At 59.0% G+C, this 14,125-nt stretch carries 13 protein-coding genes; 5 read left to right on the plus strand and 8 right to left on the minus strand.

Annotated elements, in window-relative coordinates:
- From ACZ3HG_RS15440 to ACZ3HG_RS15460, 5 genes are read right to left on the minus strand one after another with little or no spacing between them, the layout of a single operon-like run.
- The gene (locus tag ACZ3HG_RS15440; RefSeq protein ID WP_191936418.1) at positions 1 to 717 is read right to left on the minus strand and encodes a DUF1365 family protein; all 717 of its coding nucleotides are present in this window, start codon (positions 715 to 717) and stop codon (positions 1 to 3) included.
- Entirely contained in the window at positions 714 to 1,979 is a 1,266-nt protein-coding gene (locus tag ACZ3HG_RS15445; protein ID WP_465333288.1) for an NAD(P)/FAD-dependent oxidoreductase, read from the minus strand. Before ACZ3HG_RS15445 ends, ACZ3HG_RS15440 begins: the two co-directional genes overlap by 4 nt.
- A 3-nt stretch (positions 1,980 to 1,982) precedes the next feature.
- On the minus strand, positions 1,983 to 2,699 hold the full coding sequence (locus tag ACZ3HG_RS15450; protein WP_191933375.1) for an SDR family NAD(P)-dependent oxidoreductase: 717 nt from the start codon (positions 2,697 to 2,699) through the stop codon (positions 1,983 to 1,985).
- A complete protein-coding gene (locus tag ACZ3HG_RS15455) occupies positions 2,696 to 3,127 on the minus strand; it encodes a nuclear transport factor 2 family protein (protein ID WP_191933374.1) in 432 nt (143 codons plus the stop codon). The genes ACZ3HG_RS15450 and ACZ3HG_RS15455 overlap by 4 nt, the downstream gene beginning before the upstream one ends.
- A gap of 10 nt (positions 3,128 to 3,137) precedes the next feature.
- Positions 3,138 to 3,869 carry a MerR family transcriptional regulator gene (locus ACZ3HG_RS15460; RefSeq protein WP_191933373.1) on the minus strand — a complete coding sequence of 244 codons (732 nt, stop codon included), beginning with the start codon at positions 3,867 to 3,869 and terminating at the stop codon, positions 3,138 to 3,140.
- A gap of 150 nt (positions 3,870 to 4,019) precedes the next feature.
- On the opposite strand from ACZ3HG_RS15460, the gene ACZ3HG_RS15465 reads away from it, so the two are divergent.
- From ACZ3HG_RS15465 to ybiB, 4 genes are all read left to right on the plus strand, one after another.
- Complete coding sequence (locus tag ACZ3HG_RS15465) at positions 4,020 to 4,583, plus strand: helix-turn-helix domain-containing protein (RefSeq protein WP_191933372.1); 564 nt, start codon at positions 4,020 to 4,022, stop codon at positions 4,581 to 4,583.
- 2 nt (positions 4,584 to 4,585) lie between these two features.
- The gene (locus ACZ3HG_RS15470) at positions 4,586 to 5,110 is read left to right on the plus strand and encodes a GNAT family N-acetyltransferase (protein ID WP_191936499.1); all 525 of its coding nucleotides are present in this window, start codon (positions 4,586 to 4,588) and stop codon (positions 5,108 to 5,110) included.
- A 182-nt stretch (positions 5,111 to 5,292) separates the two neighbouring features.
- A complete protein-coding gene (gene dinG, locus ACZ3HG_RS15475) occupies positions 5,293 to 7,455 on the plus strand; it encodes an ATP-dependent DNA helicase DinG (RefSeq protein WP_465333292.1) in 2,163 nt (720 codons plus the stop codon).
- 27 nt (positions 7,456 to 7,482) lie between these two features.
- Positions 7,483 to 8,454, plus strand: coding sequence for a DNA-binding protein YbiB (gene ybiB, locus ACZ3HG_RS15480; protein ID WP_191933370.1), 972 nt, complete (start codon positions 7,483 to 7,485; stop codon positions 8,452 to 8,454).
- A 72-nt stretch (positions 8,455 to 8,526) separates the two neighbouring features.
- Here ybiB and ACZ3HG_RS15485 read toward each other — a convergent pair whose 3' ends face one another.
- From ACZ3HG_RS15485 to hutH, 3 genes are all read right to left on the minus strand, one after another.
- Positions 8,527 to 9,687, minus strand: a complete 1,161-nt coding sequence (locus ACZ3HG_RS15485) for a M20 aminoacylase family protein (protein WP_465333294.1) — start codon at positions 9,685 to 9,687, stop codon at positions 8,527 to 8,529.
- 125 nt (positions 9,688 to 9,812) lie between these two features.
- Positions 9,813 to 11,498: a urocanate hydratase gene (gene hutU / locus ACZ3HG_RS15490; protein ID WP_465333296.1), complete on the minus strand. Its 1,686-nt coding sequence runs from the start codon at positions 11,496 to 11,498 to the stop codon at positions 9,813 to 9,815.
- Between the two features lie 23 nt (positions 11,499 to 11,521).
- Positions 11,522 to 13,066 carry a histidine ammonia-lyase gene (hutH, locus tag ACZ3HG_RS15495; protein ID WP_191933367.1) on the minus strand — a complete coding sequence of 515 codons (1,545 nt, stop codon included), beginning with the start codon at positions 13,064 to 13,066 and terminating at the stop codon, positions 11,522 to 11,524.
- 303 nt (positions 13,067 to 13,369) lie between these two features.
- Here hutH and hutC point away from each other — a divergent pair, with 303 nt between their 5' ends.
- The gene (gene hutC / locus ACZ3HG_RS15500) at positions 13,370 to 14,125 is read left to right on the plus strand and encodes a histidine utilization repressor (RefSeq protein WP_191933366.1); all 756 of its coding nucleotides are present in this window, start codon (positions 13,370 to 13,372) and stop codon (positions 14,123 to 14,125) included.

Below are 14,125 nucleotides of genomic sequence, written 5' to 3' on the forward strand. Positions count from 1 at the left end.
TTATTTCTCCGACTTGCTGTGATCATAGACAGGCGCACCTTTGCGCCAAAGTTTCCACGCCTGCCAGTAAATCGCCAGCGCGGTTCGAACGGTCATCATCGGGAAGCGCCAGAGAAAATGGCGCAGTGTCTGCCGGGTGAGCGGCTGACGGCGTAAATGCAGCGTGGCGTCAAACTCCCGTCCTTCGCGGTGGTTTTCAATATGTACGGCCAGGGATTTCCCCGGCGGCGACAGCCGCCAGTGATAAACCATATCCATGGGGTTAAACGGCGAGACATGAAATGCCTTTTGCGTGGTTTCGCTGCCGTCCGGTTTTACCGCGTAGGTATGGCGCTCATTCCACGGCGTATTACGGACTTCGGCCAGCATCCAGCGCAGGGTGTCTGCGGCATCGTACAGATAGTAGAGGTTGACCGGATTAAACGAGCAGCCGAAGTAGCGCAGCTGGGTCAGGAGCATTACGCGTCCGGAGAGATGCTCACCCGTCAGGGCAGCAATGCGCGCCTGAGCGCGCTGTTTGATATTGCCCCCACCGCCGAGAAAGTCATCCTCGCTGAAGCTGGCTGCACACAGGCGGCTGCTGCCAATCCCCACGCTTTTCAGCAGCGCCAGCTCATCCAGGTCAATCAGCGGCATAAAAATACGGTAGCTGAACTGGTGATCCACCGGCGTAAAACGGCGGTGGCGCACGTGGCCGCTGTACAGGACGCTGTTCACAGCAGGCCTGCCTGGTCCATCGCTACCACTACGTCGAGGGCGCTGCGAATGCCATCTTCATGGAAACCGTTATAACTCCAGGCACCGCAGAACCACGTGTGATTGCTTCCGTTCAGCAACAGCCGCTGCTGCTGGGTACGCAGGCAGTCGGGTCCAAACTGAGGATGATGATATTCGAAGCGGCGCAATACTTTTGCCGGGTCGATGGTCTGGGTGGGATTCAGGCTGACACAGAAGGTGTGGGAAGACGCAATGCCCTGCAATATATTCATATTGTAGGTCACACTGGCACCCTGCTGTTCGCTGTTATCGTCGCTGTCATTCAGGCGATAGTTCCAGCTGGCCCAGGCCGCACGGCTCTTGGGCAGCAGGCTGGTGTCGGTGTGCAGGACCACTTCATTGGCGCGATAAGGCACGCCAGCCAGCATTTCACTTTCCTGCTGCGAGGCATCGTGCAGCAGTTGCAGCGCCTGGTCGCTGTGGCAGGCAAAAATCACCTGATCATAACGTTCTACTCCGCGCGGGCTTTCCAGCGTAACGCCTTGCGTATCCCGCGTCACCCGGGTGACCGGGGTATCCAGATAGACCTGCATCTGTTGACCGATCAGCTGCATCAGACGGCGAATATATTCACGCGATCCGCCGGGCACCACATACCACTGCGGCCGCTGCGTTAAATCCAGCAGGCCGTGATGATTAAAGAAATTCAGGAACTGGGTCAGCGGCATCCGGCGCATTTCACTCAGCGAGACTGACCAGATAGCGGCCCCCATGGGCAGTATATAGTGCCGGGCAAAGAAGTCGCTGAAGCCCTGTACGGTGAGAAATTCGTCGAGCGTACCCTGTTCCTGCTGGTGGGTCAGCCACTGCTTACCGCAGCGGTTGAAGCGGACAATTTCAGCCAGGAAACGGTAAAAAGAGGGTTTCAGCAGATTACTGCGCTGGGCAAACAGGCTGCTGAGAGAGTGGCCGTTATACTCCAGTCCGGTGCGGGTGTTACGCACGGAAAAACTCATCTCCGTTGGCTGACTTTCCAGACCCAGTTCAGCCAGCAGGGCCAGAAAACGCGGATAGGTGCGGTCATTAAAAACAATAAATCCGGTATCAATCGCCCAGTTTTTGCCGTCCAGCTCAACGTCCACCGTCGCCGTGTGACCGCCGAGAGTGGTGCCTGATTCATAAAGGTGGACTTCCGCGCGCGGGGCTAATTTCCACGCACAGCTCAGGCCAGCGATACCACTGCCAATAATCGCAACGCGCACGATCTACCTCGCTATTTTCTGCGTTAACAGACGCTGAAGGGCCAGGGGTAACCGGGAGGTCACCCGCAGGATAAAAGCAAACAGCGCCGGGAAAGCGATTTCAGCTTTTCCTTTTGCCAGCCCGCGCCGGATAAAGCGCGAAGCCTGAACCACATCGACGATCATCGGCATGGCAAAATCGTTGCGTTGCGTCAGCGGCGTGTCAACAAACCCGGGCAGAACCAGGGTAATGCCTACCTGCTGGCGCTTCACGTCCTGGGCCAGGCTGCGGGCGAAATAGGCCAGTGCCGCCTTGGAGGCACCGTAAGCCTCTGCGCGGGGCAGGGGAACCATGCTGGCGGTGGAGCCGACCAGCGCCACGCGGCTGCCGGGCTGCATCTGAGGTAGCAGGCTGTCGAGGCAGTTCACTGGCCCGCTGAAGTTTGTCAGCATAACGCGGTGGACTTTCTCTGCTTCCACCACGCCGTGATCGAGATACTCACAGGTACCGGCGCAGAGAATGGCCAGGTCGACCAGCTTACCGCTTAGTGCCGCGCGGGTGTCTGCCAGATCGGTGATGTCAAATACGCAGGTTTCAATCTGCGGAAAGGCCTGGCGCAGGGTTTCCAGCCGCTCCTCATTACGCCCGCAGGCGGTGACATGCCAGCCGTCGGCGGCATAGTCGCGGGCTAACTGCAGGCCGATGCCGGAGCTGGCCCCGGTGATCAGAACGCGATTCATGGTTGCAGCCTCTTTTTGACCAGTCCAATGACGCTGCCGAGCAGCGGCAGCTTCTCGTAGAGCATGGCGCCCATATCGTAGTAATCCCGCTGGAAGACGACTTTGCCCTCGCGGAACTGCAGATAGCTGCTGCCTTCCAGCGTCTGATCAGCACCGCCCTGTAATGAGGGGTGCGCGTACTCCATACGCCACAGCAGCAGCGCATCGCTGTCAAACTCGCGGGTCAGTGTGACGACAAAACGGCAATAACGCATATTCTTCAACAGGCTGGCAAAGTACTGCTCTACCACGGCAAGGCTCTGATGTTCACCGACCGGATCGCTCAGACGAACCTCAGGATGGTATATCTCTGCCAGCATCGACAGACGCTCGCTGTCCAGGGTCTGATAAAATGTCACTAACTGCTGAAGTGCGATCTGCTGCGTCATACCGGATCCCCTACTGGCCGTGTGCGGTAATCGAGAACCCCTGCGCTTGCCACTGGGTTAACTGCTCCTGCTGGCGTTTGGTCAGGGCTTTCTCGGTGAAGACAAAAATATGCTGTCCGGGGAACAGTTCAGGACGCGGTGACTCCAGCGGTTCTGCCAGCACATCGATGCGCCAGCCCTGCTGAGAAAGCCGCCAGGCTTCCATCCACAGCCGTGTCCGGTCATTAATCCCCCAGCCGATCAGCAGGGCATCTTTACCCGCTTTTTTACGCGAGCCGGTTAAACAGAAGGCGATGTAATCAATTAACGCACCATCTAATAAACTACACATCGCTCTTGCGGTGTTTTGATCTAACCCCAGTCGCTGACGAATCGGTACGAAAACATGGTCGATAAGCATTTCTGCCGGATTATCCTTCCCTACTGCGGCGATTTTCACCCGCAATTTAGAGGGACGCACCTGACGGACCACGGCCAGCATCTCTTCCTGAATTGACGCCCATCCATCATCAACGTTGATGTTTTCGCCTTCAACCAGCGCTTTCACTTTGCCGACCGGTACGCCGCTTTCAATCCAGCGTTTGATCTCTTCAATGCGCGCCACGTCGTCTTCATCAAAAAGACGATGACCTCCCTCTGTACGCTGTGGCTTAAGCAGGCCATAGCGACGCTGCCATGCGCGCAGCGTTACCGGATTAATGCCGCAGCGCTCTGCGACGTCTCCGATGCTGTACAGTGCCATGAATTACCTCTTACTGACTGTCAGACCTGTTATCAGCCTAACCAATATTATCAGGTTGTACAAAGTATTATTCATTGTACAAGTTGAAATGGCGAAAATCGCCTGCTATATCTCATTTGAGAGATTTATTCCCATAAATGAGAATATGAGATGGAACATACCCCAACGGAACAACGTCTGGCACAACGCCTGGCTGACCTGCGCCTGGAAAAGGGTTGGTCGCTGGAGACCCTGGCCGAGCTTACCGGGATTAGCCGGGCTTCGCTATCCCGTATCGAACGTTCTGAGACCAGTCCCACGGCATCGCTGCTCAACCGCCTGTGCCATACTTACGGGCTGACCATGTCACGGCTGCTGAGTGAGGTCGAGCAGGAGGCGGTACAGCTTTTGCGGCCGCACCAGCAAAGCGTCTGGCGCGATGCGGAAAACGGCTATGAACGCCGGTCGGTTTCGCCTCCCGCCCAGTCGTTCCATGCCGAACTGATTGATGCCCGACTGCAGGGCGGTGCGCGGATTGAGTATGACATTCCCCCGCTGTCCGGGCTGGAACAACATATCTGGATACTGGCGGGGGTGCTGGAATTTCATTTGGAAGGGCAGTTCTGGCGACTGGAGCAGGGCGACTGCCTGCGCTTTCATTTGTTCGGGCGTACCACCTTTCACGCGCCTGAGCCTGCCGGGGCGCATTACGCGCTGGTGGTGGCACGCCCATGAGAATAATCAGTTATCAGTGGCTGGACGCGGCACAGGCCCGACAGGAGATCGCGGTGCTGAGCGATGTGCTGGATGGCTGCGTGGCCGAAGGTGCGAGTATCGGTTTTGTCGATCGCGACCCACAGCAGTTCAACCGTTTCTGGCTTGATGTGGTGATGAGCCTCGCCTGCGGCGATAAACAGCTGCTGGTCGCCCGGCGGGAAGGACGCATTGTCGGTACGGTAATGCTGGGGCTGGCAATGCCGGCCAACGGTGCTCACCGCGCCGAGGTATGCAAACTGCTGGTGCATCCGCAGGCGCGCCGCAGCGGCATTGCCCGCGCGCTGATGCAGCAGGCAGAGGTTCGCGCTGTTGAACTCGGCCGCAGCCTGCTGGTGCTGGATACCCGCAGCGGCGATGTCGCTGAAATGCTGTACGGCTCGCTGGGATGGCAGGTGGCAGGGCAGATCCCCGACTATGCCCGCTCCACCGCCGGGGTGATGGACGCGACAACGGTGATGTTTAAGATCCCGGAGAAGGTGGCGTAAAGGGGCCCGTCACGGTGCCAGCGGTCTGCATTTGCGCTGTTTATTCAACGTCGGGCAGTGCCTGTCCGGGCGCTGCACGATCGGCGTAAACCGCGGGTGTCTGTGCAAGATTAGCGTTTGCAGGCTGACGTCGCCGCCATACTGTGTAAAAATACAGCCTTGTTTAGCTGGAAGTGGTTGTCATGGCGTTAACTGTCGCGTTAAAAACGCAAATTGCCGGGTGGTACAAAGCCCTGCAGCAGCAGGTTCCCGATTTTATTCCGCGCGCACCGCAGCGTCAGATGATTGCGGAAGTGGCCAAAACGCTGTCGGGAGATGACGGCCGCCATTTGGCCATTGAAGCTCCCACTGGCGTGGGGAAAACGCTCTCCTACCTGATCCCGGGCATTGCCGTCAGCCGCGCTGAGGAAAAACCGCTGGTGGTCAGCACGGCCAACGTGGCGCTGCAGGATCAGATTTTCAGCAAGGATCTGCCGCTGCTGAAGAAAATTATTCCCGATCTTAAATTCACAGCCGCTTTTGGCCGTGGACGCTACGTCTGCCCGCGCAATCTCTCTGCCCTGGCAACGGATGAAGAAAATCAGGGCGATCTGCTGCTGTTTCTTGATGACGACATGACCGCCAGCAAGGATGAGCGGGCGATCTGCACCGGACTGGAAAAATCCCTGAAACGCTACGAGTGGGACGGGCTGCGCGATCACTGTGCGGAAAATATCGAAGACTCCCTCTGGCAGCGCCTCAGCACCGACAAAGCCAACTGCCTCGGTAGCAACTGCAACTGGTTCCGTGAATGCCCGTTCTATGTGGCCCGCCGTGAAATTGAAGATGCCGATGTGGTGGTGGCCAACCATGCCCTGGTGATGGCGGCGCTGGAGACCGAATCCGTACTGCCCCCGCCGAAAAATCTGCTGCTGGTGCTGGATGAAGGCCATCACCTGCCGGATGTGGCGCGCGATGCTCTGGAGATGAGCGGTGATATTACGCCGGGCTGGACCCAGTTGCAGCTCGATCTGTTTTGCCGCCTGGTGGAGCAGTGCCTGGCACAGTTCCGCCCCAAGCGCCCACCCTCCCTCAGCCACCCCGATAAACTGAAGGCCCACTGCGAAGAGGTACGCGAACAGTTGCAGATGCTGTCGCAGATCCTGGGGCTGTATCTGCCCCCGAACAGTGAGGAAGGGGAGTATCGCTTTGAAATGGGGCTGCTGCCTGACGAGATCCTGACGATCTGTGCCCGGCTGTTTAAACTCAGCGATGCGCTGCGCGGGCTGGCGGAAGGCATGATGAACGACCTCAGTGAGAAGAGCGGGCAGTTTGACGTGGTACGTCTGCACCGCGCGCTGATTCAGATGAACCGGGCGCTGGGCTGGTTTGAAGCGATCAGCAAGCTGTGGCGGCTGGCGGCGATGGAGCAGGCCTCCGGCGCGCCGGTGTCCAAATGGGTGACGCGGGAAGTGCGCGACGGGACAGCGCATCTGCTGTTTCACTGTGCCGGGATCCGCGTCAGCGAACAGCTGGAAAAATTGCTGTGGCGTAAAATTCCCCATGTGGTGGTGACATCGGCCACGCTGCGTTCTCTCAACAGCTTCCAGCGCCTGCAGGAGATGTCCGGCCTGAGCGAAAAAGTGGGTGACCGGTTTGTTGCACTCGACTCCCCGTTTAATCACGTGACGCAGGGAACGCTGATTATCCCGCAGATGAAATATGAGCCGATGCTGGCGAATGAAATAATGCACCTTGCCGAAATGGCCCACTTCTTCCGCCATCAGATTAAACTGGCCGCGCATAAAGGTATTCTGGTGCTGTTCGCCAGCGGGCGCGCCATGCATCAGTTTCTTGCCTATCTGCCCGAGTTGCGGCTGATGATGCTGGTGCAGGGGGATAAACCCCGGCCTGCACTGGTGGCGCTGCACCGCAAACGCGTTGAGCAGGGGGAGACCAGCGTGCTGGTGGGGTTACAGTCCTTTGCTGAAGGGCTGGATCTGAAGGGCGATCTGCTTTCCCAGGTGCATATTCATAAAATTGCTTTCCCCCCGATAGACAGTCCGGTTATTTTGACGGAGGGCGAGTGGCTGAAGAGCCTGAAGCGCTATCCGTTTGAAGTGCAAAGCCTGCCCAGCGCCTCGTTTAACCTGATCCAACAGGTTGGCAGGCTTATCCGCAGCCATGACTGCTTCGGCGAGATTGTTATTTATGACCGCCGGCTGATCAGCAAAAGCTATGGTGCGCGTCTGCTGGGGGCGCTGCCGGTATTTCCGATTGCGCAGCCGCCGATGCCCGAAGGTGAACTGCCCAAAGCCGTGGCCCCGGCCGTGAAAAAGAAGCCAGCAGCACGCCGGCGTCGCTAACCCCTTTAACTCTGACTGGGCATAAGCATGGAATATAACAAGATTATTAAAGAAGTCGGACGCGGTAAGAATCACGCCCGCCATCTTGATGCTGACACCGCGCATCAACTTTATCGCTGCATGCTGGCCGGAGAGGTTCCCGATCTTGAGCTGGGGGCGATACTGATTGCCCTGCGCATTAAGGGTGAAGGCGAAGATGAAATGCAGGGGTTTTACCGGGCAATGCAGGAGCAGATGCCGCGCCTGACTCCGCCTGCACACCGGCCGATGCCGGTGGTGATCCCCAGCTATAATGGCGCGCGCCGTCAGGGCAATCTGACGCCATTACTGGCGCTGCTGCTGTCGCACCTTGGCTTCCCGGTGGTGGTACACGGCGTCAGCGATGACCCGACGCGGGTGACCAGTGAAGCGGTGTTTGCGGCGCTGGGCATTGCCCCGGTGGCGGGTGCAGACGATGCGCAGGCAAAGCTGGAGGCGGGGGAGTTGGCATTTTTCACCATTGGCACACTGTGTCAGCCGATGGAGCAGCAGCTGTCACTGCGCTGGCGTATGGGCGTGCGCAACAGTGCGCACACCCTGGCGAAACTGGCGACGCCGTTTACGGAAGAGGCGGCGCTGCGCATTGCCAGCGTTTCGCACCCGGAATATATCCCGCGCGTGGCGGCGTTTTTCAGTGCTATCGGCGGGCGCGGTTTGTTACTGAACGGGACGGAAGGGGAGGTGTATGCTAATCCGCAGCGCTGTCCGTCGATCACCCTGATTGCCGGTGATGAGCCGCAGGTGCTGCTGGCACGCCAGGAGGAGACCGTGCTGAATGGTGACCTTCTGCCACAGGCAAAAGATGCCGCCACGACGGCCGCCTGGATCCGTCGCTGTCTGGATCGTGAGGTGCCGGTACCGGCATCGCTGCGCCTGCAAATCGCCTGCTGCTATCTGGCCACCGGGCGGGCCAGCGATCTGGACGGTGCCCTGGCGCAGATTGCGTCGTCAGGTTATTAAGCGGGCCGGGACGAGCGGAAAAAAGCCCGTTCCGTCCCGGGGAGAGGCAAACCCCTGTTTTAGGCGTGCGCCTTAAACGCTTGCCGGTAACTGCTGCGTGACCAGCGCGGTCCACAACGCAATGCCGGGGCCGATCAGCGCATCGTTAAAGTCATAACGGGCGTTGTGCAGCGGGGCTGATGGGGTACTGCCGTCGGCTCCCAGCCAGAAATAGGCACCCGGGCAGGCCTCCAGCATACAGGCGAAATCCTCCGACGCCATTGACGGGTTAACGTTAAAGTGAACCTGCTCTGCCGGCAGTATCGTTAGCGCTGCATCGCGTACCTGCGCCGCTTCCGGCGCGTGATTCGCGGTCACCGGATAGTCAGTCTGATAAACAATGCTGCCTTCAATTCCCAGCGGAGCCGTGAAGGTGGTCACAAACTCATCAATCATCTGGCGAACCCGCAGGCGCACATCGGCCTGCAGGCAGCGCAACGTCCCGCGCAGTACCACCGTTTCCGGGATCACATTGATCGCTTCACCGCCGTTAATCTGCGTAATGCTCACTACCGCTGACGCCAGCGGTGACAGACGGCGCGCGGGAATGGTTTGCAGGGCCAGGATTAGTTGGGCTGCGGCGACGATCGGATCTGCGCCATTTTCCGGCATCGCCGCATGGCAGCTGCGGCCGTGCAGGGTAATTTCAAACGAGTCCAGCGAGGCCATCATTGCCCCTTCGTTGACCGCCACGTGGCCCGCAGGCAGGCCCGGCCAGTTGTGCATCCCGTAGACTGCATCCATCGGGAACAGCGTAAATAAGCCTTCTTCGACCATGCGGCGGGCCCCGCCGAGGTTCTCTTCGGCAGGCTGAAAGATAAAGTGGACGGTACCGCTAAAACATCGGGTGGCAGTGAGATGCCGGGCGGTCGCCAACAGGATCGCCGTATGGCCATCATGACCGCAGGCGTGCATCACCCCCGCCTGGGTAGAGCGGTGTGGGGGGGTGCCGAGTTCGGTCATGGGCAGCGCATCCATATCGGCCCGCAGGCCGATGGTCGGGCCGGGGCCGTTTTCCAGGGTGCCGACCACGCCTGTTCCGGCCAGACCCCGGTGAACCTGCAGGCCCATTGCCGTTAGCTGGTCCGCTACCGCCTGCGAGGTTTGATGCTCCTGATAGCCCAGCTCCGGACGGGCGTGAAAGGCCCTGCGCCAGCCGGTGGCCTCATCAATCAGCGAAACGGGAATGACCATAGGTTACTTCTCCTGTTCAGGGACTCTGCTATCCAGTAGCGGGCAGAAAATAAGTTAGCATAAACGGGGAAAGAAAGGGCAGGGAGTCAGTAAAACGGGCCTGAGAGTCAGGCCCGGCAGGGGGGTTATTTTACCATCGGCAGAGTCAGCTCATGCCTGCGGGCACAGTCTCTGGCAACCTCATATCCGGCATCCGCGTGGCGCATTACGCCTGTGGCCGGATCGTTCCACAGTACGCGACTCAGCCGCGCATCGGCCTCCGCGGTGCCGTCCGCGACAATGACCACCCCGGCGTGCTGGGAGAAGCCCATCCCCACGCCGCCACCGTGATGCAGGCTGACCCAGGTCGCACCGCCTGCGGTATTCAACAGGGCGTTCAGCAGCGGCCAGTCGGACACCGCATCCGATCCATCCATCATTGCTTCCGTTTCCCGGTTTGGCGAGGCCACCGATCCGCAGTCAAGGTGGTCACGGCCAATCACCACGGGCGCTTTCAGCTCGCCGTTACGCACCATTTCATTAAAGGCCAGCCCGGCAAGATGCCGCTCTCCCAGGCCCAGCCAGCAGATACGGGCAGGCAGACCCTGGAAGGCGATGCGCTCCTGGGCCATATCCAGCCAGCGGTGCAGATTGGCATGATCAGGGAAGAGCGCTTTCAGTTTGGCATCGGTCTTATAGATGTCCTCCGGGTCGCCGGAGAGAGCCACCCAGCGGAAGGGGCCTTTACCTTCGCAGAACAGCGGGCGAATGTAGGCCGGGACAAAACCCGGAAAATCGAAGGCATTCTTCACTCCTTCGTCCAGTGCGACCTGGCGGATGTTATTGCCATAATCTACGGTTGGAATGCCCATATGGCAGAAATCGAGCATCGCCTGAACATGAACAGCCATTGACGCGCGGGCGGCTTTTTCGACGGCTTTCGGATCGGACTTGCGGCTGGACTCCCAGCGTGCCAGATCCCACCCAGCAGGCAGGTAACCGTTAATCGGGTCGTGTGCCGAGGTCTGGTCAGTCACGATATCCGGTTTCATACCCCCGGCTTTGGCGCGTTGCACCAGCTCGGGCAGGATCTCCGCTGCGTTGCCCAGCAAACCGACGGAAATGGCACGTTTTTCGTTGCAGGCCTTGTCGATGATCGCCAGTGCCTCATCAACGGTATAGGCTTTGTGATCCAGGTAACGGGTGCGCAGTCGGAAATCAATGCGTGACTCCTGGCACTCAACGGCCAGCACGCAGGCTCCGGCCAGCACCCCTGCCAGCGGCTGTGCGCCGCCCATACCGCCCAGCCCGGCAGTGAGGATCCACTTGCCCGTCAGGTCACCGTTGTAATGCTGTCGACCGGCTTCCACGAAGGTTTCAAACGTACCCTGCACAATGCCCTGTGCACCAATGTAGATCCAGGAGCCTGCGGTCATCTGGCCGTACATCATCAGGCCCGCTTTATCCAATTCATGGAAGTGGTCCCAGTTGGCCCAGTGCGGTACCAGGTTAGAGTTGGCAATCAGTACGCGTGGCGCATCGGCATGGGTACGGAACACGCCTACCGGCTTACCGGACTGGACCAGCAGCGTCTCTTCCGGCTGCAGGGCCTGCAGTGAACGCAGGATCTGCTCGAAGCATGCCCAGTTACGGGCTGCTTTACCAATGCCGCCGTACACCACCAGATCCTCCGGGCGTTCGGCTACATCCGGGTCGAGATTGTTCTGGATCATGCGGTAAGCGGCTTCAATCAGCCAGTTGGCACAGTGCAGTTCACTGCCGTGTGGGGCACGGATCGTGCGGGCGACGGCTTGGCTTACGGAATCAGTCATTATCTTTTCCTTTTCAAACAGGCTTAGCGCGCACGTGCAGGTTGCAGGGCGGCGATCGTTTCTGGCCAGCGGTCGGATGTCGCCCACAGGCGCATCTGCTCAATATCTGGTGCCATCAGGCGGTCTTTTTCCAGGTAAGCCACACGTTCGCGCACGCCGGCCAGCACCTGCTCCAGCTGCGGAGAGCTTTGCAGCGGACGAATAAAATCAATACCCTGCGCGGCGGCCATCGCCTCAATCCCCACCACGGCAGCGGTGTTGAAGCACATGGCGCCGAGGCGACGGGCAGCATAGGTGGCCATCGATACGTGATCTTCCTGATTGGCGGAGGTGGGCAGGCTGTCCACGCTCCCCGGATGGGCGAGGGATTTGTTTTCAGAAGCCAGCGCCGCAGCGGTGACCTGAGCTATCATAAAGCCGGAGTTCACCCCGCCATCATTAACGAGGAAGGGGGGCAGACCGGAAAGGCCGGTATCCAGCAGCAGTGCGAGACGGCGCTCGGAAATCGCTCCGATTTCCGCTACGGCCAGGGCAATTATATCGGCGGCAAAGGCAACTGGTTCGGCATGGAAGTTCCCACCGGAAATGACTTCTCCGGTATCGGTAAACACCAGCGGGTTGTCGGAGGCGGCGTTCGCCTCGATCTGCAATACTTTTGCCGCATGGTTGAGGTTGTCCAGGCAGGCACCCATCACCTGCGGCACGCAGCGAATGGAGTAGGGGTCCTGCACTCGTCCGCAGTTAGCGTGCGATGTCAGGATATGACTGCCCTCCAGCAGCGCCGAAACGGCCGCGGCAACGTCAATCTGCCCCTGCTGGCCGCGTGCCTCATGAATGCGACGGTCGTAAGGTTTGATCGAACCCTTGATGGCTTCCAGTGACAGGGCCCCGGCCACCAGTCCGGCGGCAAACACGTTTTCGCCCTCAAACAGGCCGCGCAGCGCCAGCGCGGTCGATACCTGAGTGCCGTTCAGCAGCGCAAGGCCCTCTTTCGGCCCCAGAACAATCGGTTGCAGACCGGCCAGGGCCAGCCCTTCCGTGGCGGGCATCATTTTGCCTTTCACCCGCACGTCCCCTTCGCCCAGCAGCATCAGGGACAGGTGCGCCAGCGGAGCCAGATCGCCGGAAGCACCGACCGATCCTTTTTCCGGAATACAGGGCATCACTCCGGCATTAAACAGGGCGATCAGCGCATCGACCAGCTCAATGCGGATCCCCGAATGACCGCGTGCCAGACTGATGACCTTGGTCGCCATAATCACCCGCACGACATCGTCCGGCAGCAGATCGCCCAGTCCGACGCTGTGCGACAGCACGAGATTACGCTGCAGTTCAGCCAGGCGCTCTGTGGGAATGGTCGTCTGTGCCAATTTGCCAAAGCCGGTATTGATGCCGTAGGTCACTTTACCTTCTTTGACAATGGCAGCCACCGTGGCACTCGCCTGCTGAATACGGCTGCGCGATGTGTCGTCCAGCGCCAGTGTGACTCCTCCGCGATAAATAGCTTTTAGCGTAGCCAGATCCACCTTGCCCGGCGTCAGCAGGCAATGATGCGTAGTCAGTGACATGGTATACTCCTGTATAGACAACTAGGGTTGTATTGAATTTTGTTAACAAGATGCTATTGAGTGAATCACATACGTATAGTCTTGTCTATACAACCTGCAAGCATTGTGCCAGCTGTGTCACAAAACGGGTGACAGTGACAGGGGGATGATGGATACGCCCTGCAAGGGAAAGGTCACTGGCTGAAACGTTTCTCCGCTGCACCACCTGAGGGCAGAGCGCCGGATAACAGGGCAGGGAGGATGTCTATACATATCAGAATTTAGCCAGTAAACTGCCGTTATCAGTTAATTAAGGAAATATCCATGGTCGTTCAGACTGCCATTTCACAACTTTCTGCAGCCATGAGCGATCAGCCTGCCCCGATTTACCTGCGTGTTAAACAGGCCATCATCAGCCAGATCAGCGAAGGCGTCTGGAAAGCCAATCAGCGGGTGCCGTCGGAGAGCGAGCTGGTCAATGAACTCGGCGTAAGCCGGATGACCATTAACCGCGCGCTGCGTGAGCTCACCAGCGAAGGCTATCTGATCCGTATGCAGGGGGTCGGAACGTTTGTCGCTGAGGTCAAGGGCTACACCGCCATGCTGGAAGTACATAACATCGCGGAAGAGATCGCCCAGCGCGGGCACCGTCACAGCTGCAACATTCTCACGCTGTGTGAAACGAAGGCCGATCCGGAACAGGCTGCCGTGCTGGGGTTAACCCCCGGCCAACCGCTGTTTCATTCGCTGATGGTGCACTATGAGAATGAGCAGCCGGTGCAGCTGGAGGATCGTCTGGTTAACCCGCAGATGGCCCCGGATTATCTGCAACAGGATTACGCGAATCAGACGCCCTACACCTATCTGATGCGCGTAGCGCCGCTAACGGCAGGAGAGCATATTGTCGAAGCGGTCCTGCCCGACGTTCAGCAGTGTCGCCACCTGGCGATTGAGGCACAGGAGCCCTGCCTGTTGATCCGTCGCCAGACCTGGAGTGACGGGAAAATTGTTACCTACGCGCGCCTGCTCTATCCGGGGTCGCGTTATAAGCTGTTGGGGCGCTTTAAAGGTCACGGCTGA

The organism is Erwinia sp. PME.40.26/001 (assembly GCF_055556675.1).